This is a genomic window from Caulobacter vibrioides (assembly GCF_002310375.3).
GTDB classification, from domain to species: domain Bacteria; phylum Pseudomonadota; class Alphaproteobacteria; order Caulobacterales; family Caulobacteraceae; genus Caulobacter; species Caulobacter vibrioides_D.
This window is the reverse complement of the sequence record NZ_CP023315.3, coordinates 2,613,114-2,637,894: the sequence shown is the minus strand read 5'-3', so window position 1 is coordinate 2,637,894 and position 24,781 is coordinate 2,613,114. Positions and strand designations below refer to the sequence as shown.

The window sequence follows — 24,781 nt, the reverse complement described above, 5'->3', positions numbered from 1 at the left end:
GGGACGGGAAACTAACATCGCGCGCCTTGATCTCACAGCATGCGATCACTCTGGCGAGTTGCGGCGGAAAATCAATCTAAAATAGAAAATATGTTATGGGTGTCGTAGCACGTGTGTCCAAGGGCCGCTCGCGTCCCTCATGAAGCCCTGCGCCTCCCAGAACGGCGCGGCGGCGTCCGAGGCGCGGGCATTGACCGTCAGCAAGCGGACGCTGTCGAAGCCTTCGTGGATCAGGGCCGAGGCGAGGGCGGTGGCGACCCCGCGTCGCCGCATATCAGGACGGACGTAGAAGCGGCGTAGACGCCGGGCGGGCTCGGCTGCAGCAGGTTCAGACGTCATGGCGCCGATCCCGGCCAGCTCTCCCGCCAGGAAGGCGGCGAGCAGGGTCTCGCCATCCTCCTGAAACTGTGGGCCGGCCCGCCAGCGCTCAGCCAGCAGGGCCATGTTGCGCACGCCTTCGCCGGAGGCTTCGGCGACCAGGTCGCCAAAGCCGTCCGGCAGCTCGTCGAAGATGCGGACGAGCTGGAGCACGTCAGGTTCAGCCCGGCGAGATCATGTTTTCCGGGCGGACGTACTGGTCGAACTCTTCGTTCGTCAGATAGCCGCCGCCGACGGCCTCCTCGCGCAGGGTGGTGCCGTTCTTGTGCGCGGTCTTGGCGATCTTGGCGCAGGCGTCATAGCCCAGCTTGCCGTTCAGGGCCGTGACCAGCATCAGGCTGTTCTCGACGCCCTTCTTGATGTTGTCGACGCGCGGCTCGATGCCGACCACGCAGTTGTCGGTGAAGCTGATCGCGGCGTCGGCGACCAGACGAACCGACTGCAGGAAGTTGTAGGCCATCACCGGGTTGAAGACGTTCAGCTCGAAGTGGCCCTGGCTGCCGGCGAAGGTCAGGGTCGAGTGGTTGCCGAACACCTGGGCGCAGACCTGGGTCAGGGCTTCGGACTGGGTCGGATTGACCTTGCCCGGCATGATCGACGAGCCGGGCTCGTTTTCCGGCAGGGAAAGCTCGCCAAGGCCGGCGCGCGGGCCAGAGCCCAGGAAGCGGATGTCGTTAGCGATCTTGAACAGCGAAGCGGCGACCGTGTTGATGGCGCCGTGGGTGAAGACCATGGCGTCATGGGCGGCCAGGGCCTCGAACTTGTTCGGGGCGGTGGTGAAGGCCAGGCCCGTGATGCCGGCGATCTGCTCGGCGACCTTCTCGGCGAAGCCAACGGGGGCGTTCAGGCCGGTGCCGACGGCGGTGCCGCCCTGGGCCAGCTGCATCAGCATCGGCAGGGTCATCTCGATACGGGCGATGCCGTTCTCGATCTGCTGGGCGTAGCCACCGAACTCCTGGCCCAGCGTCAGCGGGGTGGCGTCCTGGGTGTGGGTGCGGCCGATCTTGATGATGTCCTTCCACTCGGCGGCCTTGGCGGCCAGGGCCTTGTGGAGGTGCTTGAGGGCCGGGATCAGGTCGTGGACCACCTGCTCGGCGCAGGCGATGTGCATGGCCGTCGGGAAGGTGTCGTTCGACGACTGGCTCATATTGACGTGGTCGTTGGGGTGGACAGGCTTCTTGCTGCCCATCTCGCCGCCCAGCATCTCGATGGCGCGGTTCGAGATCACCTCGTTGGCGTTCATGTTCGACTGGGTGCCCGAGCCGGTCTGCCAGACGACCAGCGGGAAGTGGTCGTTCAGCTTGCCTTCGATGACTTCGTTGGCGGCGGCGATGATCGTCTCGGCGATCTTCGGGTCCAGCTTGCCAAGCGCCAGGTTGGCCTCGGCGGCGGCGCGCTTGACGATGCCCAGGGCGCGGACGACGGGCAGGGGCTGCTTTTCCCAGCCGATCTTGAAGTTGCCCAGGCTACGCTGGGCTTGCGCGCCCCAATAGCGGTCGGCGGCGACTTCGATCGGGCCAAAGGTGTCGGTCTCGATACGCGTGGCGGTCATGCGGCGTGTCTCCCAAAAACGGTCGAGCGCGGTCTAGACCTTGAGCGGCCTTAGGGCAATGTTCGCACGCGCGAAGGAGACCCTTGCATGAGCCCTTATGTGGCGCTGCCCCGTTCGATCAACACCGGCAAGCGCAAGGTGCTCAAGGAGGACCTGCTGGGTGTCGCCCAGGACACGGGGTTCAAGTCCGCCAAGACCTATCTCGCCAGCGGCAACCTCGTGCTGTGGGGCGAGCACGAGGGCGGCGCGGTGCTGGAACATGCGCTGGAGGACGCCTTGGAGGCTCGGATCGGACTGCGGACGGATTTCATGGTGAGATCGCCCGCTGAACTCAGAGCGATCATCGATGGCAACCCCTTCAAGGCCGAAGCCCTCGACCATCCGAGCCATGTGATCGTCAACTTCCTCAAGTCGCCGCTGCCCGACGAAGACGAGGCGGTCTTGAGGGCGGCGATCACCGGGCCGGAACGGTTCACGGTCGGCGCCCGCGAACTCTACTTGGATTTCCCGATCAGCATGGCCGACTCGGTGCTGGATCGTGATTGGAAGAAGACCAAGCGTTCGCCCGTCGGGACGACGCGCAACTGGAATACGGTGCTCAAGCTTGCCGCTATGCTTGGCGGTGAAGATTGACACCGCTGTCAACCTGTCGCCATCTCGTATCTGGAAAAGTAGGCCGGAGAGCGACGGGTGGAGAGTCAGGTTGGTGAGCGCGTTATAGCGTTAGACTTTTTGCGCGGCTTGGCCGTGGCTGGCATGGTCATGGTGGTCAGTCCCGGCTCCTGGGTGATGACCTATGGCGCGCTGCAGCACGCGCCCTGGATGGGCTGGACGCCGGCGGATCTGGTGTTTCCGACGTTCCTGTACTGCGTGGGCATGGCGATCGGGCTGACCGTTCCCCGTCTAAAGCCTGCGGAGCGCCAGAGCGGCGGGCTGGCGTTGAAGGTGGCCCGCCGCACGGCGCTTCTGGTCCTGCTCGGCCTATTCCTGAATGCGCTGCCGACCTTCGATCTGGCGCATCTGCGAATCCCGGGAATCCTCCAACGGATAGGCCTGTGTTACGCCCTGGCGACCGCGATCGCCGTCCTGACGGCCAGGACCGGCGAGGACGGGCGCCTGCGTATCAACCTGACGGCGGCGGCGATCGCGGCGACAGTTTTGCTGGCGGGCTATTGGGCGCTTTTGGCCCTGGTCCCGACGCCGGGGTTCGGGGCTGGCCGGCTGGACTCCCACGGCGCGCTGCCCGCGTTCATCGATCGCCAGGTGTTTGGCGTCGCGCACCTTTGGTCCCTTGGTGTGACCGAAGGCGTTGGCGTCACCTATGACCCGGAAGGGCTGCTCTCGACCTTCCCCGCGACCGTGAACGTGCTGGTCGGCGTGATCATCGCGCGGCTGGTGGCCGGAAGCGCACAACGGGGCGGTTCAAAGCTCGCGCCGGCTCTGACGCTGGGCGTCGCGCTGATCATCGTCGGTCTGGCTTTGGATCCGCTGATGCCGATTAACAAGCGCATCTGGACACCCAGCTTCGCCCTGCTGAGCAGTGGGATTTCGACAGTGGCGTTCGTGGGTCTGGCGCAGCTGTCTCGCGCCCCCCGTGGTCTGGATGTGGGCTTCGTCTTCAAGGTGCTGGGGGGCAACGCCATCCTGGCCTTCGTCCTTTCCCAGCTCCTGAGCGTGTTCGGGGCCATGGCGATATTCCCAGGCGCCAACGCCACGCCGCAAGCCTTAGGATTCGTCCTGATGCAGAAGGTGATCGCCGATCCTTATCTGGCTTCCCTTGCCTGCGCGGTTCTGGTTCTTGGCCTGATCACCGCGATCCTGATCCCCCTGCACCGCCGCGGGATCCATCTGAGGCTTTGAACGCTTGTCCGAAAACAACTGGACCCACCACGGCAAGGTCCGCGCCCGCGAGGCAGGCGGTGAACTGACCCTCGTCGTCGACGGCCTCACCACCCAGGGCAAGTACTACAAGCCGCTGATCTATGAGTTCTTCCGCAAGTCCTGGCGCGGCTCGCGTCCGGCCTGGGGCGAGTTCAGCGTCGAAATCGGCATGGAGTATGTCGGCGAGCCGCCGTGGATGGACCTCGACAACTTGGCCAAGGCCCTGCTGGACGCGATCAAGGGCTACGCCTTCCACGATGACGCCCAGGTCGCCCGGCTGCTGGTCGAGCGACGGCCGGGCGATCGCGAGCGGATCGTCATCCAGGTGCGGAAGCTCAACTCAAGCCTTATGCGGCGCACGCTCGAAGATTGACGCGGCCACGGCCACGTACAGCACCACCAGGAAGGCGCCGTAGCGGCCGACGCTGACAGGATCGGTGGTCGGCATCACTTCGCCATACCGCGACACGACGAGCGCGCCGGCGACGAGGCCTGGTGTCGAGAACATCAGCATCGGAAACAAGCGGCGGCGGCGCGGCGTATGCGTCAGCCGCGCCACCGCCTGGAAGGCGAACGTAACGGCCGCTGCGGCCGCGAACGCGTTCAGTGCGTAGAACCAGAAGGCGCTTTCGAGAACTCCCCCGCCGAAAGCCGCGTAAAACAGGGTGGCCGCCGACCAGGCCGCAAGCCCTGTTCCCCCAAACGCCAGACCGTCCAGTTTTGACACGTCGCGTCTCCTTTCTCGTCTCCCCGAACACCGATTTGCAAGGTCGGCGCCGGAGGGAAAAAGGAGGGATCAGCTCATCCAGGGCAGCAGATATCCCCAAAGGCCCAGGAGCACGCTCAGGAACCCCAGCAGCAGGGCGGTGAACGTGAAGGCGACCTTGCGGCCGTCGCTCCAGCTGTCGACGCGACGACCGCCGCGCCAGACCATCGGCAGAAGGCCCAGTGTCAGCACCCCCAGCGCGGCCGCCACCAGCGCGCAGGCCGAGCCGCTGAGCAGCCAGCCGCTCGGCCAGCCAAAGAAGACGTTGGTCTGATCGGCCGCCTTCGCCGCGAACACGCCCATGCAACTGGCGGAGATCAGCCAAAGGACAGCCTGCATGACCTGCATCTGTCCAGCGCGGGCCTGGATCGGGGTCTGTCGCGCCTCGCGGCGATTGCGGAACAGCGCGCCGAGGATCGTGGCCACGCAGGCAAGGCCCGCGATCGTCACGGTCCAGGACAGCAGCGAGGCTGACCTCAAGAAACCGATGCGTTCGTAGGTGGCGAAACCTCGCGCCGCATAGAAGCGCGACGGACGATCCCCGTTGGTGTCGAAGACCAGGGTCAGGGGGCCGTCCACGGCCTTGAAGACGCCGGGGCGGGCGGCGCCGTTGTAGAGCGAGGTGAAGCCGCCGTCGGTCACCGAAAGCCGGCCGTCTGGCGTGGCGCGAACCTGGGCGCGGCCGATCAGCCGATTAGTGAAGCCTTCCAGCCCGCCATACGACCGCCGGCTGGTCAGGTAGTCGCCCTCGAAGGCCCTGGCCTGCTCGTAGCTCAGGGCGCTGACGGCGGGTACGGCCGGCGCGGGGGCGTAGAAGTGCTCGACGATCGTCGAGGGCAGGGTGGCGGGCAGGTGGGCGCCGCTGTCGGTGTTGACCGACACGAAGATCCCAAGACCCAGCTCGGGCACGAGCACCAGGTTGGAATGGAAGTACAGCGTCGCGCCCTGGTGGCCGAAGCCGCGGCGGCCGCCAGGCAGGGGCATGTCCTGAAAGCCCGCGTTCCAACCCGCCGCGTCGGGCGATGGACGATACATCGGCGTGCGGAAGGCTTGCGCGGTCTTCGGCGAGAAGATGGTTCGCCCCTCGATCGTGCCGCCATTCAGCAGCAGGGTCATGTAGCGCGCCATATCGCTTGCGGTGCTTGAGGCCGAGGCTGCGGGCGCGACCTGTCCCATGAACTCGCGCGGCTGGGTCTTCCAGCCCATGGCGGTCCACGAGTAAGCGTCGGAGAGATCGGCGGCCAGAGTTTCAGCCATCGGCGCGGGCAGGTCGTCGCGCCAGGGGCGTGCTTCCCGGAACGTCGTGCGCGTCATGCCGGCGGGCAGGATGATCTCTTCACTGACCAGTTGCTCGAACGGCTTGCCCGTGACGTTGGACACCGCAGCGCCCGCCAGGGCGGCGCCGTAGTTGGAGTAGCTGGGCATCAGGCCGGGCTCGCGGACGCGGCGCGGTCTTTCCTGCCGCAGATAGTCGGTGAGGGGGCGAACGCGGTTCGGATCCCGCTCAAAGAGCTGGCCCAAGGCCCGGTCCTCGAACCCGGCCGTGTGGGTCATCAGGTCACGCAGACGGACCTGTGTCTTCTTGCCCTGGTCTTTCACCTGCAGCGGTTCAGGCAGGTAGAGATTGACCGGACCATCGAGGCGCATGCGACCAGCCTCGATCTCGTTCATCAGGGTGATCCAGGTGAACGTCTTCGAGATCGAGGCGACCCGGAACAGGGTCTTGTCGGGATCGACTCGCTTGCGCTGTCCGAGGTTGGCGAAGCCGTAGCCCTTCTTGAGCACGACTTGTCCGTTCTGCACCACCGACAGGGTCACGCCGGCGATGTGGTCGCGGGTCATGGCGCGCTGCACCACCCCGTCCACGAAGGCCTCCAGTTCGGGACGCGGCAGGGGCGTGATCCCCGGCGTGGGTGGCGTCACGGGCGGCGGCGCTGCAGCCACGACGGGCGCCGGGCGCGCCGCCGGCGCGGTCGCTACGGGGCGCTGCGGACGCGCGCGTCGCTGGCGCAGGCTTGAATACGGGCGGACGGAGGTCTCCGGCTGCGCCGTCGTCGACGCGGGCGCGCTGGCCACGGCGTCTTGAGCTCGCGCCTCCGATCCAGCGGCGGACCAAAGTGCGAGCATGACCGCCATGAAGGCGGCCGCGGGCGAAACGCGCGACGTCAACGATGTCCCCTGGGTGAAGCGGAAACTTCTAGGGTTTGTGTAGCGTGCTGGCTGCTGGGGTCAAACCCGATCGCCGGTTCAAGGCGCCTTTGTCTGCGTTCGGTTGAAGGCATAGAGCGGCAGCATCGGCCGAAGCGCCGGGCCGACCCAGATCTGAGGCTCGGAAGCCGGTTCTGCGCCGGTCTCCTTTTCCTTGCGCGCGACGCAGGCCTGGACCCCCGCGCCCAAGGTGGCGAAGTCCTTGGCGCTAGGCGCGGCGGACAGGAAGCAGGCGTCGAAGAACGGATACGTATCGCTCTCGCCACACCCGAACGAGGCGCGATCAGGGCGCGCCGCCGTCAGGATCAGCCGGTCCGGCCTCTGCAGGGGCGGAATGAAGACGCCCGAAAAACAGGCGGAAATCACCACGACGCTGGGCCGCGCGGGGCAGGCGTCGTTCAGCATCGCCGCCAGAAGGTGGGGGCGAAGCAGCTGCTGGCCGAGAATCACCCCCTCGGGGCTACCGTGGGTGCTGATGTAGAAGAGACAGCCCGACTTGGCGGTCTGGGCCTTGGTCCGAAGCGCGTCGTAGATTGCCCGCGCTTCGGCGCGCCCGGGCGCGTCCGCCGGATAGCGCTCGGGGCGGACGGAGAACTGCTGGATCGCCGAGGTCTCGAAGCCCATGGCCGCCAGGGCCTTGCTGACGTCGCGACGGGCGTTGTCGAAGGCTTCGGTGGGGCCGCCCGATTGTGCGCGGAAGTCGCCGGCGACGACGACCGCGCTCCAATTCGAGAACGGCCCGCCGGCGAGGGCCGCCGTGGCAGGCGAGAAGAGCAAAACCAGAAGTCCGATGACCGCCGCCGCTCTCCGCATCGCCCGCCTACGTCTTCTTGAAGTTCGCGAAGGGGGTCGGGATCGCCGTGCCGGTGGACTTGGCCAAAAGCCGGCCCTCGGCGTCGTACAGCTCGCCTTCCATGAAGCAGATGGTGCGCCCCCACTTCACGACTCGGCCGACGCCGCGAAGCGACCCCGGCATGGCGGGACGCAGGAAGCTGGTCTTCATCTCCAGGGTCGGAACCACATGGGTCATGCCGGACGTGACCATGCCGGCCACCGACATGCACTCGTCCAGCATGGCGCAGACATAGCCGCCCTGGATCTGACCCATCGGGTTGCAGAGCAGGTCAGCGCGGGCGGTGAAACCGACCTCGACCTCACGCTGGGCCTGGCGGACGGCCAGCAACTCGAAGCCGAGCGTCTGCGATCCGGTCGGCTGTCGCTTGGACGCGCGGAAGCGCTCGAGGATCGCCTCGTCCGTCAGGGTTTCCGGTGCGTCCGAGGCGATGTCGCTCATTTTTTTCGGAACTGGTCCAGGGAAACGATCTTGGGACCCTCTTCGCCCGACGCGGCGCTGGTCGCCTTGTCCTCGGGTTCGGGATCCGGCTCAGGCTCGTCCTCGATGACTTCCGGCGCCGAGAACTGCAGGGCGAACTGGACCGACGGGTCATAGAAGCGGGTCAGGGCCGCGTAGGGCACCGACAGGCGCTTGGGCTGGCCGCCGAACTTCAGGGTGACCGAGAAGAAGGTCTCGCCCGGCGCCAGGTCCCAGTACTGGTGCTGCAGGACGATGGTCATCTCGTCCGGATACTTCGACAGCAGATCCTGCGGACCAGATACGCCCGGCGCCTTGGTCTTGAAGGTGATGTAGAGGTGGTGGGGCTCGGGGAGGCCACCGGGCGCGGCGGCCTTCTTGAGCGCCGCCTTGACCACGCCGCGAAGGGCGTCTTGGGCCATGGCCTCGTATTGCATGAGGTCTTCGGGCGGTTCGGTCTGGGACATGCGCGGCGTGAAACTTCGAACTGAAAACGAGATTCCGAGCCTAGCGCGTCGTTGGCCACGCGCAAAGCGGGCGTCGATAGGAATCCCTTTCGATGTCACGTGGAGGTGGAGGGATTCTGTTGGCAGGCTCCCTCCGGGCCCCGCCTAGGGATCTGAACCCCTAGGACTTAAGAGGCGAATTCACCGGCGCCGCATTACGCAGCGACAGCGAACTCTTCAGCGAAGTTATCGTTCGCATTTAGATAAAGGCCCGAAACGGTGGGCCAAGCCGAGAGAAAGCATACACCTTTACACGTCTGTCGATGCTGATCGGCCCCATGCAGTCCCATGATAACTTGGGAGAGATTTGGTGGAGCCGCCGGGAATCGCACCCGGGTCCAGTCCGCTTATTACGTGCGCGTTTATCCCCATAGTTCGGCCGAAGCCGGACGCTCCCAATATAGGGGGGCAGGGGCGGTGAGGGAAGGGCTTGTCCTAAGGTGTCCCCAGGCTGAGGCGTCCGTCGACCAGCTTGCCGCTGATGACCGCGCCGTGATCCTCGAACAATTTCAGGGTTTCGCCGACCAGGACGTAGACGCCGGTGAAGGCGTCAGCCAGGTCGGCGCGGGTCTCCACGAAGCGTCCGTCGGCGCGGAGCTCCAGCGAGACGCGGCCGTCGGGCGAGGTCCAGACGCCGGAGACCGGCCGGTGGGGAACGACGGCGGTCATCATCACGGCGCGGTCCTCCAGGTCGCGGTGGCTTGGGTCGGCGCGGCGTTGGGGAGCACGGCGGTCGCGGCGGTCAGCGCGGCGGTCGCGCCCACGAGGGCGGCGACGAACCAACGCGGAGCCGTCACGCCGCGGCGGGGCGTGTATCGTCTCATCACGAGCTCTGATTTTGGGAGTTGCCGCATCAGGAGCGGAACAGCGCCACTATGGGGCGCCCCACGGTCCTCGCCGTAGATCGATGCTCCGACTTGATTGCACGATGCTCCGCAAGCATGGCGACGCGCGTGACGACAGGGGCAACAGCGCCTAGAGAAGATCACGAGCAAGTCATGGAAAACGGGATGAGCACGCGCGAGACGCTTGCGGCGCTGATTGAACGATTCACGCCGGTCGAAGGCCCGGTCGAAACCTGTTGCCCCAGGGTCAATCTCTATCGCCTGAGCCAGCCCAGCGAGCCTTCGCACGGGCTGCACGATCCCTCGTTCTGCGTCCTGGCCCAGGGGCGCAAGCGCGTGGCCGTGGGCGACACGGTGCACGAGTACGACGAACGCAATTTCTTCCTGTCGTCGATCGACGTGCCAGTGGTCGGTCATGTTGTGGAGGCCTCGCCGGAGAAGCCGTATCTGAGCTTCCGCATCGTTCTGGACGCTAACCTGATCAGCGAAATGATGATGGAGGCGGGCCTGGCCGCGCGGCTCGACGCGGCGGCGCCCTTGGTGGGCGGCATGTCGGCGGGCGCGATGACGCCAGCCCTGTTCGACGCCGTCTGCCGCATGGTGCGATTGCTGGAGACACCGGACGATGTGGCGGTGATGGCCCCGCTGATCGAGCGCGAGATCGTCTATCGGCTGCTGACGGGACCGCAAGGACCGCGCCTGGCCCAGATCGCTCGTCGCGACAGCCGCCTTCGTCAGATCAACCGCGCCATCGGCTGGATCAAGCGCAACTTCGACCAGCCGTTCAGTATCGACGTCGTCGCCGAGGAAGCGCGGATGAGCGCATCGGCCCTGCACCAGCACTTCAAGGCCGTGACGTCCCTGTCTCCGCTGCAGTATCAGAAGCAGATTCGACTGCAGGAGGCGCGGCGACTGATCCTGGTCCAGCGCCTCGACGCGGCGAGCGCCGGTCATGCGGTCGGCTACGACAGTCCCTCTCAGTTCAGTCGGGAGTATGCGCGTCTCTTCGGCGCGCCGCCGCTCAGAGACGTGGCGCGGCTGCGCGAGCAGCCGGAGCAGATGGCGGCGGGCGCTTAAACCCGCCGGCCCGCGCTACATGCCTTCGAAGCCCCGCTCGATGGACAGAACGCCCGTGCGGGACAGTTCCACCAGGCCCAGCGGGCGCATCAGGTCGAGGAACTTGTCGATCTTGGACGGCGCGCCCGAGATCTCGAACACAAAGCTCTCCAGCGTGGTGTCCACCGGCTTGGCGCGGAAGATCTCGGCGATCCGCAGCGCTTCCAGGCGATCGACGCCCGAACCGCGCACCTTCACCAGGGCCAGCTCGCGCTCGACGCCGTTCGGATCGCGGGTCACGTCATGGACGCGGCGGACGTTCACCACCTTGTTCAGCTGAGCCTCGATCTGGTCCAGCACATGGCGGGTGCCGCGCGTCACCACCGTGATGCGGCTGGTGTGCGCCTTGCGGTCCGTCTCGGCGACGGTGAGGCTCTCGATGTTGTAGCCCCGCGCGGCGAACAGGCCGACCACGCGATGCAGCACGCCGGGCTCGTTGTCGACGAGCAGGGCGAAGGTGGCGGACTGTTCGGCCTGGTCCTTGGGGCTAAGGTCGTAGGCCGAGGCGGGAGCGGGTTGGACGTTGGCGGTCATGGATCGCTTCTAAGCCAAAGGGTTGCAGAAGGGCGAGGGGTCTTTAGACCAGCCCCGCGCCGTCCTCGCCGATGACGTTGCCGATGTCTTCGACCTCGCCCATGATCATCTCGTTGTGCGCCTTGCCTGACGGGATCATCGGCAGGCAGTTCTCGTGCTTCTCGACGCGGCAGTCGAAGATCACCGGCTTGTCGCTGTTGATCATCTCCAGGATCTTGGCGTCCAGCTCGGCGGGATTGTCGCAACGGATCCCGACCGCGCCGTAGGCCTCGGCCAGTTTCACGAAGTCGGGCAGGCTGTCGGAGTAGGAGTGGCTGTAGCGCTCGCCGTGCAGCAGCTGCTGCCACTGGCGGACCATGCCCATCCATTCGTTGTTCAGGATGAAGATCTTCACCGGCAGATCGAACTGGATCGCCGTCGACAGCTCCTGGATGCACATCTGGATCGAGGCTTCGCCGGCGATGTCGACGACCAGGCTGCCCGGGTGAGCCAGCTGCACGCCGAGGGCGGCGGGCAGGCCGTAGCCCATGGTGCCCAGCCCGCCAGAGGTCATCCAGCGGTTCGGCTCCTCGAAGCGGAAGAACTGCGCGGCCCACATCTGGTGCTGGCCGACTTCGGTGGTGATGTAGACGTCCTTGTCCTTGGTCAGCTCGTACAGGCGCTCGATGGCGTACTGCGGCTTGATGACCGAGTCTGAGCGGCGATAGGACAGGCACTGACGGGCGCGCCACTGATCGATCTGGGCCCACCAGTCGGTCAGGGCGACCTTGTTGGGCTGCAGGTTCGCGGCCTTCCAGGCGGCGATCAGGTCTTCCAGGACCGAACCGGCGTCGCCGACGATGGGCAGGTCCACGCGGACGTTCTTGTTGATCGAGGACGGGTCGATATCGATGTGGATCTTCTTGCTGCCCGGCGAGAAGGCGTCGAGGCGCCCAGTGACCCGGTCGTCAAACCGCGCGCCGACGCAGATCATCACGTCGCAGTCGTGCATGGCGTTGTTGGCCTCGAACGTGCCGTGCATGCCCAGCATGCCCAGCCACGCCGGATCCGCCGCCGGGAAAGCGCCCAGGCCCATCAGCGTCGAGGTGACCGGCGCGCCCGTCAGGGCGGCGAACTCGCGCAGCGCCGCGCTGGCCTTGGGGCCAGCGTTGATGACGCCGCCGCCGGTGTAGAAGATCGGCCGGCGCGCCTGCGCGATCATCTTGGCCGCATCGGCGATCCGGCCGGCGTCGCCCTTGGTGCGCGGCGCATAGGCGTGGGTCGAGGCGACCTCGCCGGGACCGAAGTACTCGCCCTTGGCGAACTGGACGTCTTTCGGAATGTCGATCAGCACGGGGCCAGGGCGGCCGGTGGTGGCGATCTTGAAGGCCTCATGGATGATCTGCGGCAGGTCACGAACGTCTTTGACCAGATAGTTGTGCTTGGTGCACGAGCGGGTCATGCCGACCGTGTCGGCTTCCTGGAAGGCGTCGGTGCCGATCAGGTGGGTGGGGACCTGGCCGGTGATGACGACCATCGGGATCGAGTCCATCAGGGCGTCCATGATGCCGGTGATGGCGTTGGTCGCGCCCGGGCCCGAGGTGACCAGCACGACGCCCGGCTTGCCCGACGAGCGCGCATAGCCCTCGGCCGCGTGCGCCGCGCCCTGCTCGTGACGGACGAGAATGTGCTGCAGGCGCGGCTCGTGGAACAGCGCGTCATAGATCGGCAGGACCGCGCCGCCCGGATAGCCGAACAGGACCTCGACCCCTTGGTCCACGAGGCCCCGAACGACGATCTCGGCGCCGGTCATGGCGCGATCGGCGGTGTCGGCGGGAGCCTGGCTCTCGATGGTCTGGTGGGCGGTCATGGGACGATCCGGGTGGGGGGATTAGGCGGAAGAGGAGGCTGGAAAAGAAAAAAGGTCCCGAAGGACCTTTGCGCGCGCGACCGAGCTACGACGTGACTTCAAGGTCACCCCGCGAACGGCCGCTCCATAAGTACGATCATGGTTTTGCGCACGAGTCTTGCTCCAAAGCTACGGAAAGTGTGATGACATGCGCGCGATGGGGCGTCAAGGCGCTCTTTGCCGCAAGGTTGTGCCTTTGCGGGGCGGTGTGACCTTACCGGCGCGGGCTTTCACAGGGGCAGGTTTGACCCACGAAGCTCGCGCTTCGGCAAAACCGGGCGCGTCCATGATGCGGACAGCGCGAATTTCTCGCCGCCAGTCTCCATCTGTCCGGCCCAACGGCTTCGACGGAAGGTCTAGGCTTCCAGGGTCTGGGCCAGAAGCTCCAGCGCGGCGGCGGCGAAGGCCTGCATATTGGCCGCACGCTCTGCGCTGCCGGTCTCCAGCGTGGCGCTGACCGAGGTCTCCTCGCCGACGACGGCCATGCAGCAATGGCCGGGCGCATCGCCGTAGCGGTTGCCGTCAGGGCCGGCGGCGCCGGTTTCCGACAGACCCCAGGTCGCCTTCAGGTTCTTTCGGGCCACGCGGGCCAGCATGACGGCGTAGGGCTCGCTGGCCGAGCGAAGGCCGTCCATGGCCTTCTGCGGAATGTCCATCAGCGTCAGGCGCGCCCGGGCCGTATAGACGACGGCGCCGCCGACATAGAACTTCGACGCGCCGGGTACCGCCAGCAGGGCGGCCGAGATCAGGCCGCCGGACGAGGACTCGGCGATGGCGATCGTCTCGCCCCGAGCGATCAACAGGGCGGCGACACGTTCGGCGAGGGCGTTCAGGTCGGACATCGAGACTTCCTTGGTGCCGCCCCGCCATAGGGCCGGGGCGTGGGCGTGAAAACCCGGCTGTCGCCGAGAGGAGGTTACGGAGCGCTAAGGCGCGCCCAGTCCGGGGTCTGGTTGCGGAACCAGGTCAACTGACGCTTAGCGTAGCGGCGGGTCTCCTGGCGGGCGGCGTCCAGGGCCTGGTCCAGCGAGGTCTCGCCCCGCAGGTGGGCTGCGAACTCACGATAGCCGACGGCCTTCAAGGCGGGCAGGGCGGGATCCAGGCCTCGGGCCTCCACGGCGCGAACCTCGTCCAGCGCACCCTGTTCGAGCATGATCGACAGGCGGGCGTCGCAGCGCGCGTAGAGCTCGGCTCTCGGCGGATCCAGGATGAGGCCCGTCCAGGACCCTGGAACGAGGGCGGGCTTGGTGTCGGTCTGCCAGGCGGTGAGCGACTTGCCGGTGGCGATGGCGACGGCGTGGGCCCGGACCAGACGCTGGCGGTCGCCCGTCTCGATCCGCGCCTCGGCCTCGGGGTCGAGCGGTTTGAGGATCTCTCGGAACTCGCTCTCGCCCCGCGCCGCATACAGCAGGCTGGAGATCTCGCGCTGGGTTTCGGGCACCGGTGGCACGTCGGCGAGACCGTGGGTCAGGGCGCGGAAATAGAGGCCGGTGCCGCCGACCACGATCGCCGGCTTTCCCCGGGCCTGGATCTCAGCGAGCGCCTGGGTGGCCGCCTCCAGCCAGCGTCCAACCGACCAGCCGATGGCCGGGTCCACGACCTGAAACAGGTGATGCGGCGCTCGCGCGGTGTCCTCCGGTGACGGGCCGGCCGTGAGGACGCGGAGGCCCGCATAGATCTGCATGGAGTCGGCGTTGACGATCTCGCCACCGATCCGCTCGGCCAAATCCAGGGCGTGGGCGGACTTGCCGCTTGCGGTCGGGCCCGCGATCAGCCAGATGCGGGACGCGATGTCCGAGCTCTCCACCATTCCGACCGTCCTCACCGTCGTGGGGGGCAACCCCGACGCATACGCACAAGCCGTTTCGCGCGTCGAAGCGGCCCTGTCCAGCCGCCGCGAAGGTCTGGGGCCTCTGGCCACGGACTTCTTTGTCGAGGGCGGCGATGCCGAGCCCGTCAAGGCGGCCTTGGCGGACCTTGCCGTAGACTTCGCGATCCAGCCGGCGGCCAACCGCCGCAAGGGGCTGCTGATCGCGGACATGGATTCCACGATCATCAATGTCGAGTGCCTGGACGAACTGGCCGATTTCGCCGGGGTGAAGGCGCAGGTCTCCGAGATCACCGAGCGCGCCATGCGCGGCGAGCTGGCCTTCGAGGGCGCGCTGCGCGAGCGCGTCGGCATGCTGAAGGGGCTGGGCGTTTCGGCGCTGCAGGCCTGTTACGACGAGCGGGTGAAGCTCAATCCCGGCGCCGAGACGCTGGTGCGGACCATGGCCAAGCACGGCGCTCGCTGCGCGCTGGTCTCGGGCGGGTTCACCTTCTTCACCAGCCGGGTGGCCGAGGCCGCCGGTTTCCACCTGAACCGCGCCAACACCCTGATCGCGCTGGACGGCGTCCTGACCGGCGCGGTCGGCGATCCGATCCTGGGCAAGGAGGCCAAGCTGGCCGCGTTGCGCGAAGAGACCGCCGCCCTTGGCCTGACGCCCGCCGACGCCCTGGCGGTCGGCGACGGCGCCAATGACCTGGCGATGATCGAGGCGTCGGGGCTGGGCGTGGCCTACCGCGCCAAGCCGATCGTGGCGGCCCAGGCCGACGCCAAGGTCGATCACACCGACCTGACCACCTTGCTCTACTTCCAGGGCTATAAGGCCGAGGAGTTCCACGCGTGAGTTTTCCCCGCCGCGTCGAGGGCGTGGTCTTCGACATGGATGGCCTGCTGCTGGACACCGAGATCGTCTATCGCGCGGCCATGATCGAAGCCGGCCAGGTGTTCGGCATCGGCTTCACCGGCGAGATCTACGCGGCGATGGTGGGCAAGACGACGCCGGAATGCGGGGTCATGCTGCGCGAGCTGTTCGGCGAGACCTTCCCGGTTCAGAGCTATTTCGAGCGGGTCTGGGCCGATGTCGAGGACCTGCTGGAGGCTGAGACGCGGCTGAAGGCCGGCGTCATCGAGATCCTCGACTTCCTCGACGACCTTGGGCTGCCGCGCGGCATCGCGACGTCAAACGGCAAGCCGGCGGTGGAGCGCTATCTGGGCCGCTTTGATCTGTTGCCGCGCTTCCATGCGGTGGTCGCGCACCACGACGTGGTCCGCCACAAACCCCATCCCGACCCGTACCTGGAGGCCGCCCGCCGCATCGGCGTCGATCCGGCCGCTTGCCTGGCGCTGGAGGACTCCCACCCCGGCGTTCGCGCCGCCCATGCGGCCGGCATGATGACGGTGATGGTGCCCGACATCCTCGATCCGAACGAGGAGATGCACGACAAGTGCGTGCATATCGCCGACAGCCTGCACCACGTGCTGGACCTCTTGAAAGCCTCGGCCTGATCAAGGTCAGGCGCTAAGGCGGCTCTCGGTCTTGACCGGCAGGTCGATCGCCCACGCGTCGAGGAATTCGATCAGCTTGTCGACGGCCAGCGGCTTGGCGACGTGATAGCCTTGGGCGAGGTCGCAGCCCATCAGCTGTAGCGCGGCGATGACTTCGCGGGTCTCGACGCCTTCGGCCGTGACCTTCATGCCCAGGCTGTGGGCCAGGTCGACCGTCGACTTCACCAGCAGCGCGTCGGTGCCGCCAGACTCCAGCGCCGTCACGAACATCTTGTCGATCTTCAGCTCGTCGGCGCGGATCTGCTTGAGATAGGCCAGGGACGAGAGCCCCGAGCCATAGTCGTCGATCGAGACGCGGATATTGGCTTCGGCCAGACGCGCCAGGACCGCCAGAGCGATGTCGGGATTGCCGATGACGGCGGTCTCGGTGATCTCAAAGCAGAGGTTCGCCCCGGCGGCTGCGACCTGTGCGATGGCGTGCTCGGCGAAGGCCTGGTCATCGATGAGGCGTCCCGACACGTTCACCGACATCAGCACCTCGTGGCCGGCCGCGCGCAGACGCGCCTGGTCCTCGATGGCTTGGGTCAGAACATAGTCGGTCAGGGCGCGGATATGGCCGGTCTCCTCGGCCATGCCGACGAAGAGGTCGGGGCGCAGGAAGCCGCGTGTCGGATGGTTCCACCGCACCAGCGCTTCGACGCCGGTGATCTGGCCAGAGCGGAGGTCGAGCTTGGGTTGGTGGTTGAGGAAGAGGTCACCGTTCCGAACCGCTTCCAGCATCTCGCTCATCAGCGAGAGGTTCGACGCCGGATCACCATAGGCGACGGGATCGAAGACCATCAGCTTGCCGTGGGTCGCGCGCGCCTGGTCCAAGCCGATCAGGGCGTGCTCGATCAAGCGCGATGCGTCGATGTCGGCGTTCGTGGCCGAGGCCAGGCCGAAGGTGATGTGCACGTCGACCGGTTCGCCGCCGATCTGCAGCGGCGCTTCGAGGCTGGGGAGCAAGGCCTCTGCGCGCGCAAGCACATCCTCGATGTCGGTGGTTGTCGAGACGACGCAGAGGATCGAGGTAGTCAGGCGTCCGACGATCAGACCCGGAACGGTGTCCACGATGCGCTGGCCCAGCTTAGCCACCAGCTGGGTCGCCAGCTCGTAGCCGATCGCCGCCCGGACCTGAGGGAAGCGATCAAGGCCGATCGTTCCGATGACGACTTGCTCGCCGACCGCGAGGCCGGTGAGACGATCCTGGATGGCGCGTTCCAGCGCACGCCGGTTCGGCAGGCCGGTCTCGGCGTCGTGCAGGGCCTGATGGACCATATCCGCTTCCCGCTCGCGGATCTCTTCAGCCATCAGGTTGAAGCTCTCGGCGAGCCGGCCGATCTCGTCATCGGTGGTCACCGCGACCGAGACGTCCTCGCCGCGCTGCAGGCGGCGGGCGGCCTCGTCCAGGGCGGTGATCGGTTTGGCGAGCCCGCGAGACAGGGCCCAGCTGGCGGCGGCGACCAGGGCTGCGCCAATGAGGCCAGCGATGATCACGGCCGCCATCAGGGGGCGATAGGGGGCCATGGCCAAGGCCATGGGATGGCGCAGCACCAGCGCGGCGCCACGCGTCTGATCGAGCGCCCGGATCGGCTGCACCAGCACGAGGCTGTCCCCGCCGTCGCGGAGCATCGCCGGCGCGCGGGACTTTTCCTGCATCGCCTTGGCCACGAACGCCGCCAATTCGCCGCCGGCGGGCGCGCGGTCGGCGGAAACCCAGGCTTCGCCGCGTTGCGTGAACACCTGCGCGTCCAGACCGATCGCCGAGAGCTTTTCCAGCGCCTGCATCTCGCGCTCGTCGAGCTTGGCGGCGAAGACCACCCAACCCGTCAGGGTGGGCGATAGGATGGGGGCGGAGATCAGTTGGTGGGGCTGGCCGTCGATGGAGAAGACGCCCTGCGCGCCGTCCTCGGCGTCCAGCGCGGTCCACAGGGTTTCGAGATCCAGGCGGCTTGGGTCGAGGCCGACCACCTCGCCATCCACACCGACGGTGAACGCAAGGTCCAGGCCGAGCCGCTGGCGCAGGTTGGTGACGGCCGACTCCACGGTCGCCCGGTCATGGGTGGCCACCGCGGCGCGGAAGCCAAAGTCCCGGGAAAGCAGTTCGGCCCCGTCCTGCAGGCGCTGTGTGCGGAGCGCCCAGATGCGGTCGAAGACCGTTCCGGTGGCGGCGAGCTCCTGGCGAACGGCGCGTTGGGCGTTGCTGGCGATCGCCACATAGACCGTCACCGCCACGACGCTCAACGCCAGGGCGAAAAGCCCGGCGTAGAGGACGGTCAGCTTGGTCTGGAGGCGCTTGAACATCGGCGACCTAGTGGTGGCCCGACGGCTGGCGCAGCTCGACCGTCACCGCTTCGCGCGCGGCGCCCGCGCCGACGCTGGTGATCGCCAAGGTCTTTTCGTTCTTCATCCCGCGCAGATAGGGGTGCCAGACCTTGGCCGTGACGGCGCCGACCGGAACGTCGCGGACCGTGACCACGCCGTTCGCGTCGGTCTTCCCGGCATAGGCGGTGTCGACCACCCGGATGAAGCTGACCATCTTGTCGTGGATGTTGCAGCCGATCGCCACGACGCCGGGCGCGCTCATCTTCGCCGTCCGGTTCTCTTCTTGGCCGTAGAGCTTGATCTCGAACTTGTTGCCCGGCGAGAACGAATAGACGTGGTGCCTGACCTTGTCGAGGTTCGGGAACTGCACGTCCGCGCCGACGGGAACCACCAGCATGAACGGGCTGAACTGGATATTCTGCTGCGCGACCCGATAGGCCCACGGGAACTTGATCGGCCCCTTGGTGGGCTGGCCGTTCGGATAGACCATGACGACGGCGTCCGGGACGGGTTTTCCATCAGCGCCGCGCACGGAGACCGTGAGGTCACCCGCATAGGCGTGTCCGCCGAGGAACATAGCGATGAGGAGCGTCGCCAAGCGTTTCATGTGTATATCTCTACTAAAGGGCGTGTGAAATCGCCGTTAACGCACATGTTCTCGATGGAGCGGTCTCGCCCAGAAAGTTCATGCCGAACCCCTCATCGGAAACCTTCCGTAAAAACTTTGGATAACAAGGTCTGAACGTCCGATGCGGGGCGTAGGACTCGCGATCGGCTCTCTTGGAGGGGGCTATGAAGCCAGTTTCAGCAGCGGCGTTTCTCTTGGCCACGGCGCTTGCGGGCGCGGCGGTGGCTGGCGAAATCGAGACCGGCGGCAAGCTTCTGCTGACCCACGGCGTCAGCGCGCTGGAAGGCGGCGCGGGCGGCGGCTTGGCGACCTGGGCGGTGATCGCCGGCGGAGCGACCAATCGCGGGGTGGGCGGCGAGGTTCACTACACGCACGTCGGCGTCGACGACTACAAGCTCCGCGCGTTTGGCGCGGCGGTGGGCTATCGCGATCGCGTCGAGCTGTCAGCGACCCAGCAGGTGTTCGACACCGGCGCGACGGGCGCCAAGCTTGGCCTGGGGCGCGGCTTCAAGTTCAAGCAGACGGTGATCGGCGCCAAGGTGCGGGTGATGGGCGACGCGGTCTATGACCAGGACCGCTGGGCGCCGCAGATCGCGGTCGGCGCGCAGTACAAGGACAACAATCAGGACGCCCTTGTGCGGGCGCTCGGCGCCAAGAACGACAGCGGCGTCGACTACTATGTCGCCGCCACCAAGATCCTGCTCGACAAGTCGCTGGTGCTGAGCGGCGCGGTGCGGCTGACCAAGGCCAATCAGACCGGGCTGCTCGGGTTTGGCGGGACCGATGGCTACAAGCCTCAGTTCGAAGGCTCGGCGGGCTACTTGCTGAGTAAACGGCTTTTGGTCGGCGCCGAGTATCGGACCAAGCCCAGCAACCTGGCGTTCGCCAAGGAGGATGACTGGATGGACCTGTTCGCCGCCTACGCCATCAGTAAGAACCTGTCGGTGACCGCCGCCTATGTGGACCTCGGCGACATCGCCACCTTCAAGAACCAGCGTGGCGTGTATCTGTCGCTGCAGGCCGGCTTCTAAGGGGAAACGACCATGAAGACCGTCAAAGCCTTCGTCCTGGCCGGCGCCGCCACCATGTTGCTCGCGGGGGGCGCCTTCGCCCAGGACGCGACGCCGCCCGGTGAAAAGCCAGTTGATCCCTACACGCAGTCGCCCGCCAACGCCGGCGCTGCGCCCCTGTCTGATCCGGCGACCTTCCAGGCCTTCAACGGCAAGGAAGGCTTGGCGCGGATCGCCGCCGACCTCGTGGACCGCAGCATCGCCGACCCGAGGATCAAGGAGATCTTCGCCACCACCGACGTACCGCGCCTGAAGCGGACCCTGACCGAGCAGTTCTGCTACGTGCTGGGCGGCGGCTGCACCTATACCGGCCGTGACATGGCGGCTGTTCACAAGGACATGGGCGTCACCAATAAGGACTTCAACGCCCTGGTCGAGAACCTGCAGTGGGCGATGGACAAGGAAGGCGTGCCCTTCGCGATGCAGAACAAGCTGCTGGCCAAGCTGGCGCCCATGCAGCGCAAGGTGGTCGAGCGATAGGCGCCTATCGCACTTGAAATGCCTGGCCCGCGCGCGGATATGAGGCCCCCAACAGGAGGCCTCGCCCGTGACCGCAACCCTCGACGACGCTCGCGCGGCGCTGGACCGCATCGCCGACCCGGCCAGCGGGCAGGGATTGGTGGCGGCGGGTCTGGTTCAGGGCCTCGTCGTCCGCAACGGCCGCGCCGGTTTCATGCTGGAGGTCCCCGCCAGCGTCGTCGCGTCCTACGCCCCGGTTCGTGAAGCGGCCGAGAAGGCTCTGGCCGCCTTGCCGGGTGTCGAGCAGGCCCAGGTGGTGCTGACCGCCCAGGCCGCCGAGGGCGCGACCCGGGTCCGCAAGGGCGCCAAGATCTCCGAGGATCCCCAGGCCCGCATGGCCCCGCCGCCCGAGGCTGAAAAGCCCAAGCACGTCCGCCACGTCATCGCCGTGGCCTCGGGCAAGGGCGGGGTGGGCAAGTCGACCGTCTCGACCAATCTCGCCGTAGCCTTCGCCCAGATGGGACTGCGCGTTGGCCTGCTGGATGCGGACATCTATGGCCCCTCGGCCCCCAAGATGATGGGCGTCGACGGCGATCCGCTGTTCGAGAACGAGAAGCTGCAGCCGCTGGAAGCGCACGGCGTCAAGCTGATGTCGATCGGCTTTATCGTCGACGAGGGCAAGGCGATGATCTGGCGCGGGCCGATGGCTTCGTCAGCGGTGCGCCAGATGATCCACGACGTGGCCTGGGGTTCGGAGGCGCAGCCCCTGGACGTGCTGGTCGTCGACCTGCCGCCGGGCACTGGCGACGTGCAGTTAACCCTCGTTCAAAAGCTGCGGATCGACGGCGCGGTGCTGGTGACCACGCCGCAGGAGATCGCCCTGATCGATGCCCGCCGGGCCGCCTCGATGTTCGAGAAGACCGCGACGCCGATCCTGGGGCTGATCGAGAACATGGCCTTCTTCCCTGATCCTTCGACGGGCGCCCCGATCCCGATCTTCGGCGAGGGCGGCGGCGTGGCTGAGGCCGCGCGGCTGAACGTGCCGCTGCTGGGCCGGGTGCCGATCGAGATCGCCGTCCGCCTCGGCGGCGACCAGGGCGTCCCGGCGGTGATCGGCGAGCCCAAGGGGCAGGCGGCGGAAGTCTTTGTCAGCGCCGCCAAGGTGCTGTGGGACGCGATTGGCTAAATGAAAGGCTGTTTTGACATTGGGTGTTGATCGCCCCGGAGAAGACGCCCTCGCCCTTCGACAAGCTCAGGGTGAGGACGACTGTTGGCCTCGGTTGGCAGAAAATCCTCATCCTGAGCCTGTCGAAGGACGAGGATTTCCATCCGCGTGAGCGCCCACACCCAACGCGATTGGCTAAATGAAAAGCCCGCCTGGATCGCTCCAGGCGGGCTTCTTAGTTAGGCCTGTTCTCAGCCTTAGAAGCTGAAGCGCGCGCCGGCCGCGAGCACGACGGCCGAACCCTCGACATCGCCGCGCAGGCGGACGGTCGAGCTGGTCGCGGTGACATCGGTGCGATTGATCTGGCTCTTGTCGAACGCGATGTAGCTGATCGCGGCGTCGAGCTGCAGGGTCTCGGTCGCGGCCCAGGTCGCGCCGGTGGCGTACATCATGCGATCGCCGTCCGGAACGCGAGCGGTGCGGCCGATCTCCGGGGTCGGGGTCGGGTCGTACTGCACGCCGGCCCGCAGGGTCAGGCGAGGCGAGGCCTGGTAGTCGACGCCGGCCGCGTAGGTGGTGACGTCCTTATAGTCCTGGGGGCTGGTCGAGCCGCCGCCGGCGAAGCTGACGCGGATGGCGTCGAACTCGCTCCAGCCCACGCGGCTGACCGAACCGTTCAGGGTCCACTGGTCGTTCACCGCCCAGCGCGCGCCGAGGTTGGCGATCCAGGGCAGGGTGATCTTGGCCTGGCCGTCGACCGTGAAGTTGTTGGCGGCGGGGATCGGGGCCAGCAGGCCCGAGACCTTCACCGTGCCGTCGAGCTTGTGCTCGAGCTTGCTGCGATAGCTGGCGCCGATCGTCAGGCTCTTGGACGGGTGCAGTTGCGCGCCCACGCTGTAGCCATAGGCGAAGCCGTCGCCCTTCAGCGATTGCAGGCCATCGGCTTGCAGCGGCGAGATGTTGGGCAGGGCGTTGGTCAGCTCGGCGTCGGCGTACATCGCCGTCACGCCCAGGCCCAGGTCCAGCATGTCGTTGACGCGATAGGCGACCACGCCCTCGACATTGACGGTCCGCAGCTGCGACTTCAGCGCGTCGTAGCGGGTCCAGCTGTTGGCGCTGTACTCGGTGGTGAAGTTGTAGGGCGCGGCGACCGACAGGCCCAGCGAGAGCTTGTCGTTGATCTTCCAGGCGGCGCCGAAGTTCGGCACGACGCCGTTGTTGATCGGGTCGAAGGCGGTGTCGGCGCCGCCGACCGCGGTGGTCAGACCGGCCGGGGGAACCGGGCGCGTGATGCTGGAGCCGGTGTTGGTGACCTTGGAGTTCACCAGGATCTGGTTCAGGCCGAAATGGGCTTCGCTGCGGGCGATGCCGGCGATCGAGGCCGGGTTCCACCACAGGCTGCCGACGCCCTTGTCAGCGACTTCGCCCGAATAGGCGCGACCCGTGCCACGGACCGATTGTTCCTGCAGATAGAAGGCCGAAGCGGAGGCCTGGGAAGCGGCGACGAGCGCCACGAAAGCCACGCCGACGGCGAGGCGGGTACGCGTAAGAGACATCTTTGACTAGCGACCTTCTTGGGGAGGAGGAGGTCCGCCGGGCGCCAGTTGGCGCTCGAGGAGCGCCGCCTGTAACCCATTCAGTCAAATAGCGTTGATATTATTGGTGCTGGTGCTGAATTTTGTCAGTTATGTAAAAGAAACGGGGGCTGAAAGCCCCCGCATTAATCACTGTTCTGTCGAATATTGATAGAACGTTGCTTTTTGATCTTTGTTTTATTGCTGGCGCGTCAGCCGCCGGCCATCTTGCGGAAGAACTTCTGACCTTGTTCGCCGCCGTTGAAATAGGCCTTTTGGCCATCCTCAGCGGTGATCTGACCCCAGCTGTCACGGACTTCCTCGGCCGACAGGCCGCCTTCGCCCAGATAGACGCCCTCGGTCTCATAGATCCGCGACAGGGCGAAGGCGCCGGCGCCGGCGGTCAGGATCGCGCCGGTCGGAGCCTCGTCCGAGCACAGGTAGACGACGCCCGGCGTCACATATTCCGGGGCCAGCTTGGCCAGCACTTCGGGCGGCATCAGGCCTTCGGTCATGCGGGTGGCCGCGACCGGGCTGATGGCGTTGATCTTGACGTCGTTCTTGGCGCCCTCGAGCTTGAGGGTGTTCATCAGACCCAGCACCGCCATCTTGGCCGCGCCGTAGTTGCTCTGGCCGAAGTTGCCGTACATGCCCGACGACGAGGTCGTCACGACGATGCGGCCATAGTTCTGGGCCTTCATGATGTCCCAGACGGCCTTGATCGGCTTAAAGGTGCCGAAGACGTGGACCTGCATGACCAGCTCGAAGTCGGCCAGCTCCATCTTGGTCAGGGTCTTGTCGCGCAGGATGCCGGCGTTGGCGATCAGGATGTCGATGCGGCCCCAGGTGTCCATGGCCTGCTTGATCATCAGGGCGACGCCCGCGTCGTCGGTGACCGAAGAGCCGTTGGCGATGGCTTCGCCGCCGAAGGCCTTGATCTCGTCGACCACCTTCTGGGCCGCTTCGGACGAACCGCCCGAGCCGTCCATCGAGCCGCCCAGGTCGTTGACCACGACCTTGGCGCCGCGACGCGCCAGTTCCAGGGCGTGCTGTCGGCCAAGGCCGCCGCCGGCGCCCGTCACGATCGCCACCTTGCCGTCGAAGCGGATGTCCGCCATGCCGAAGTCTCCCTCAAACGTGTGTTTGGTTTGGCGCGTTTGTGCGGCGCGGGAGAGGGGAGGTCAAGGGGAGGGGGCTTGTGTTG

At 66.7% G+C, this 24,781-nt stretch carries 27 protein-coding genes, 1 other RNA gene and 1 pseudogene; 9 read left to right on the top strand and 20 right to left on the bottom strand.

Annotated features, from left to right (window positions below; translation table 11 throughout):
* Positions 1-93 precede the first annotated feature (93 nt).
* On the bottom strand, positions 94-531 hold the full coding sequence (locus CA606_RS12500) for a GNAT family N-acetyltransferase (RefSeq protein WP_096050836.1): 438 nt from the start codon (positions 529-531) through the stop codon (positions 94-96).
* A gap of 7 nt (positions 532-538) precedes the next feature.
* Positions 539-1,930, bottom strand: a complete 1,392-nt coding sequence (fumC, locus tag CA606_RS12495) for a class II fumarate hydratase (RefSeq protein WP_096050837.1) — start codon at positions 1,928-1,930, stop codon at positions 539-541.
* 87 nt (positions 1,931-2,017) lie between these two features.
* On the opposite strand from fumC, the gene CA606_RS12490 reads away from it, so the two are divergent.
* The 3 genes from CA606_RS12490 to CA606_RS12480 are packed head-to-tail and all read left to right on the top strand — an operon-like array spanning position 2,018 to position 4,184.
* A complete protein-coding gene (locus CA606_RS12490; RefSeq protein ID WP_096050838.1) occupies positions 2,018-2,563 on the top strand; it encodes a DUF1697 domain-containing protein in 546 nt (181 codons plus the stop codon).
* A gap of 57 nt (positions 2,564-2,620) precedes the next feature.
* Entirely contained in the window at positions 2,621-3,790 is a 1,170-nt protein-coding gene (locus CA606_RS12485) for an acyltransferase family protein (RefSeq protein WP_272872320.1), read from the top strand.
* A 4-nt stretch (positions 3,791-3,794) separates the two neighbouring features.
* Positions 3,795-4,184 carry a RusA family crossover junction endodeoxyribonuclease gene (locus CA606_RS12480; RefSeq protein ID WP_096050839.1) on the top strand — a complete coding sequence of 130 codons (390 nt, stop codon included), beginning with the start codon at positions 3,795-3,797 and terminating at the stop codon, positions 4,182-4,184.
* Here the strand turns inward: CA606_RS12480 and CA606_RS12475 are convergent.
* From CA606_RS12475 to CA606_RS12440, 8 genes are all read right to left on the bottom strand, one after another.
* Positions 4,152-4,538 carry a hypothetical protein gene (locus CA606_RS12475; RefSeq protein WP_096050840.1) on the bottom strand — a complete coding sequence of 129 codons (387 nt, stop codon included), beginning with the start codon at positions 4,536-4,538 and terminating at the stop codon, positions 4,152-4,154. The genes CA606_RS12480 and CA606_RS12475 overlap by 33 nt on opposite strands.
* A gap of 69 nt (positions 4,539-4,607) precedes the next feature.
* On the bottom strand, positions 4,608-6,746 hold the full coding sequence (locus tag CA606_RS12470; protein WP_096050841.1) for a serine hydrolase domain-containing protein: 2,139 nt from the start codon (positions 6,744-6,746) through the stop codon (positions 4,608-4,610).
* Positions 6,747-6,824: 78 nt separating this feature from the next.
* Complete coding sequence (locus CA606_RS12465) at positions 6,825-7,598, bottom strand: C13 family peptidase (RefSeq protein WP_096050842.1); 774 nt, start codon at positions 7,596-7,598, stop codon at positions 6,825-6,827.
* Between the two features lie 7 nt (positions 7,599-7,605).
* Positions 7,606-8,079 carry a PaaI family thioesterase gene (locus CA606_RS12460; protein WP_096050843.1) on the bottom strand — a complete coding sequence of 158 codons (474 nt, stop codon included), beginning with the start codon at positions 8,077-8,079 and terminating at the stop codon, positions 7,606-7,608.
* A complete protein-coding gene (locus CA606_RS12455; RefSeq protein WP_096050844.1) occupies positions 8,076-8,564 on the bottom strand; it encodes an SspB family protein in 489 nt (162 codons plus the stop codon). The genes CA606_RS12460 and CA606_RS12455 overlap by 4 nt, the downstream gene beginning before the upstream one ends.
* 104 nt (positions 8,565-8,668) lie before the next feature.
* Positions 8,669-9,033: a transfer-messenger RNA gene (gene ssrA, locus CA606_RS12450) on the bottom strand.
* A 5-nt stretch (positions 9,034-9,038) separates the two neighbouring features.
* Positions 9,039-9,275: an Atu4866 domain-containing protein gene (locus tag CA606_RS12445; protein WP_233282204.1), complete on the bottom strand. Its 237-nt coding sequence runs from the start codon at positions 9,273-9,275 to the stop codon at positions 9,039-9,041.
* Positions 9,275-9,427, bottom strand: coding sequence for a hypothetical protein (locus tag CA606_RS12440; RefSeq protein ID WP_181242571.1), 153 nt, complete (start codon positions 9,425-9,427; stop codon positions 9,275-9,277). The genes CA606_RS12445 and CA606_RS12440 overlap by 1 nt, the downstream gene beginning before the upstream one ends.
* Before the next feature lie 186 nt (positions 9,428-9,613).
* Here CA606_RS12440 and CA606_RS12435 point away from each other — a divergent pair, with 186 nt between their 5' ends.
* A complete protein-coding gene (locus CA606_RS12435; protein WP_096050845.1) occupies positions 9,614-10,525 on the top strand; it encodes an AraC family transcriptional regulator in 912 nt (303 codons plus the stop codon).
* A gap of 15 nt (positions 10,526-10,540) precedes the next feature.
* On the opposite strand, the gene ilvN is transcribed toward CA606_RS12435, so the two are convergent.
* The 5 genes from ilvN to miaA form a co-directional block, all read right to left on the bottom strand.
* Positions 10,541-11,098 (bottom strand): acetolactate synthase small subunit, encoded by a 558-nt coding sequence (gene ilvN, locus CA606_RS12430; protein ID WP_010919962.1) that lies wholly within the window; start codon positions 11,096-11,098, stop codon positions 10,541-10,543.
* Between the two features lie 43 nt (positions 11,099-11,141).
* Positions 11,142-12,947 (bottom strand): acetolactate synthase 3 large subunit, encoded by a 1,806-nt coding sequence (locus tag CA606_RS12425; RefSeq protein ID WP_096050846.1) that lies wholly within the window; start codon positions 12,945-12,947, stop codon positions 11,142-11,144.
* A gap of 104 nt (positions 12,948-13,051) precedes the next feature.
* Positions 13,052-13,099: a hypothetical protein gene (locus tag CA606_RS12420; protein ID WP_024265762.1), complete on the bottom strand. Its 48-nt coding sequence runs from the start codon at positions 13,097-13,099 to the stop codon at positions 13,052-13,054.
* Positions 13,100-13,342: 243 nt separating this feature from the next.
* Entirely contained in the window at positions 13,343-13,828 is a 486-nt protein-coding gene (locus CA606_RS12415) for a CinA family protein (protein WP_096050847.1), read from the bottom strand.
* Between the two features lie 74 nt (positions 13,829-13,902).
* The gene (miaA, locus tag CA606_RS12410; RefSeq protein ID WP_096050848.1) at positions 13,903-14,796 is read right to left on the bottom strand and encodes a tRNA (adenosine(37)-N6)-dimethylallyltransferase MiaA; all 894 of its coding nucleotides are present in this window, start codon (positions 14,794-14,796) and stop codon (positions 13,903-13,905) included.
* Here miaA and serB point away from each other — a divergent pair.
* Positions 14,777-15,655 carry a phosphoserine phosphatase SerB gene (serB, locus tag CA606_RS12405; protein ID WP_181242570.1) on the top strand — a complete coding sequence of 293 codons (879 nt, stop codon included), beginning with the start codon at positions 14,777-14,779 and terminating at the stop codon, positions 15,653-15,655. The two genes, miaA and serB, sit on opposite strands and share 20 nt — an antisense overlap.
* Positions 15,652-16,317 (top strand): HAD family hydrolase, encoded by a 666-nt coding sequence (locus CA606_RS12400; RefSeq protein WP_096050849.1) that lies wholly within the window; start codon positions 15,652-15,654, stop codon positions 16,315-16,317. The genes serB and CA606_RS12400 overlap by 4 nt, the downstream gene beginning before the upstream one ends.
* Positions 16,318-16,323: 6 nt before the next feature.
* On the opposite strand, the gene CA606_RS12395 is transcribed toward CA606_RS12400, so the two are convergent.
* A complete protein-coding gene (locus CA606_RS12395; protein WP_096050850.1) occupies positions 16,324-18,660 on the bottom strand; it encodes a putative bifunctional diguanylate cyclase/phosphodiesterase in 2,337 nt (778 codons plus the stop codon).
* A 7-nt stretch (positions 18,661-18,667) separates the two neighbouring features.
* Positions 18,668-19,288, bottom strand: coding sequence for a methylamine utilization protein (locus tag CA606_RS12390; protein ID WP_096050851.1), 621 nt, complete (start codon positions 19,286-19,288; stop codon positions 18,668-18,670).
* A gap of 185 nt (positions 19,289-19,473) precedes the next feature.
* Here CA606_RS12390 and CA606_RS12385 point away from each other — a divergent pair, with 185 nt between their 5' ends.
* The 3 genes from CA606_RS12385 to CA606_RS12375 all read left to right on the top strand — a co-directional run bounded on the left by CA606_RS12385 (position 19,474) and on the right by CA606_RS12375 (position 22,024).
* Positions 19,474-20,340: a DUF3034 family protein gene (locus tag CA606_RS12385; RefSeq protein ID WP_096050852.1), complete on the top strand. Its 867-nt coding sequence runs from the start codon at positions 19,474-19,476 to the stop codon at positions 20,338-20,340.
* 12 nt (positions 20,341-20,352) lie between these two features.
* Entirely contained in the window at positions 20,353-20,859 is a 507-nt protein-coding gene (locus tag CA606_RS12380; protein WP_219933437.1) for a group I truncated hemoglobin, read from the top strand.
* A gap of 67 nt (positions 20,860-20,926) precedes the next feature.
* Positions 20,927-22,024 (top strand): Mrp/NBP35 family ATP-binding protein, encoded by a 1,098-nt coding sequence (locus CA606_RS12375; protein WP_096050853.1) that lies wholly within the window; start codon positions 20,927-20,929, stop codon positions 22,022-22,024.
* A gap of 5 nt (positions 22,025-22,029) precedes the next feature.
* Here the strand turns inward: CA606_RS12375 and CA606_RS20095 are convergent.
* The 3 genes and pseudogenes from CA606_RS20095 to CA606_RS12365 form a co-directional block, all read right to left on the bottom strand.
* Positions 22,030-22,185 (bottom strand): annotated as a pseudogene (locus CA606_RS20095) (hypothetical protein); the annotation flags it as partial.
* 75 nt (positions 22,186-22,260) lie between these two features.
* Positions 22,261-23,559 (bottom strand): outer membrane protein transport protein, encoded by a 1,299-nt coding sequence (locus tag CA606_RS12370; protein WP_096050854.1) that lies wholly within the window; start codon positions 23,557-23,559, stop codon positions 22,261-22,263.
* 230 nt (positions 23,560-23,789) lie between these two features.
* On the bottom strand, positions 23,790-24,695 hold the full coding sequence (locus CA606_RS12365; RefSeq protein WP_096033499.1) for an SDR family NAD(P)-dependent oxidoreductase: 906 nt from the start codon (positions 24,693-24,695) through the stop codon (positions 23,790-23,792).
* Positions 24,696-24,781 lie beyond the last annotated feature (86 nt).

Bases quoted from the DNA above. Each gene is read 5' to 3' on its own strand.
- CA606_RS12490 (WP_096050838.1), top strand. From the start codon at position 2,018: ATGAGCCCTTATGTGGCGCTGCCCCGTTCGATCAACACCGGCAAGCGC.
- CA606_RS12440 (WP_181242571.1), bottom strand. From the start codon at position 9,427: ATGAGACGATACACGCCCCGCCGCGGCGTGACGGCTCCGCGTTGGTTC.
- CA606_RS12445 (WP_233282204.1), bottom strand. From the start codon at position 9,275: ATGATGACCGCCGTCGTTCCCCACCGGCCGGTCTCCGGCGTCTGGACC.
- fumC (WP_096050837.1), bottom strand. From the start codon at position 1,930: ATGACCGCCACGCGTATCGAGACCGACACCTTTGGCCCGATCGAAGTC.
- ilvN (WP_010919962.1), bottom strand. From the start codon at position 11,098: ATGACCGCCAACGTCCAACCCGCTCCCGCCTCGGCCTACGACCTTAGC.
- CA606_RS12395 (WP_096050850.1), bottom strand. From the start codon at position 18,660: ATGTTCAAGCGCCTCCAGACCAAGCTGACCGTCCTCTACGCCGGGCTT.
- CA606_RS12370 (WP_096050854.1), bottom strand. From the start codon at position 23,559: ATGTCTCTTACGCGTACCCGCCTCGCCGTCGGCGTGGCTTTCGTGGCG.
- miaA (WP_096050848.1), bottom strand. From the start codon at position 14,796: ATGGTGGAGAGCTCGGACATCGCGTCCCGCATCTGGCTGATCGCGGGC.
- CA606_RS12390 (WP_096050851.1), bottom strand. From the start codon at position 19,288: ATGAAACGCTTGGCGACGCTCCTCATCGCTATGTTCCTCGGCGGACAC.
- CA606_RS12455 (WP_096050844.1), bottom strand. From the start codon at position 8,564: ATGTCCCAGACCGAACCGCCCGAAGACCTCATGCAATACGAGGCCATG.
- CA606_RS12385 (WP_096050852.1), top strand. From the start codon at position 19,474: ATGAAGCCAGTTTCAGCAGCGGCGTTTCTCTTGGCCACGGCGCTTGCG.
- CA606_RS12435 (WP_096050845.1), top strand. From the start codon at position 9,614: ATGAGCACGCGCGAGACGCTTGCGGCGCTGATTGAACGATTCACGCCG.
- CA606_RS12460 (WP_096050843.1), bottom strand. From the start codon at position 8,079: ATGAGCGACATCGCCTCGGACGCACCGGAAACCCTGACGGACGAGGCG.
- serB (WP_181242570.1), top strand. From the start codon at position 14,777: ATGTCCGAGCTCTCCACCATTCCGACCGTCCTCACCGTCGTGGGGGGC.
- CA606_RS12365 (WP_096033499.1), bottom strand. From the start codon at position 24,695: ATGGCGGACATCCGCTTCGACGGCAAGGTGGCGATCGTGACGGGCGCC.
- CA606_RS12425 (WP_096050846.1), bottom strand. From the start codon at position 12,947: ATGACCGCCCACCAGACCATCGAGAGCCAGGCTCCCGCCGACACCGCC.
- CA606_RS12465 (WP_096050842.1), bottom strand. From the start codon at position 7,598: ATGCGGAGAGCGGCGGCGGTCATCGGACTTCTGGTTTTGCTCTTCTCG.
- CA606_RS12415 (WP_096050847.1), bottom strand. From the start codon at position 13,828: ATGTCCGACCTGAACGCCCTCGCCGAACGTGTCGCCGCCCTGTTGATC.
- CA606_RS12380 (WP_219933437.1), top strand. From the start codon at position 20,353: ATGAAGACCGTCAAAGCCTTCGTCCTGGCCGGCGCCGCCACCATGTTG.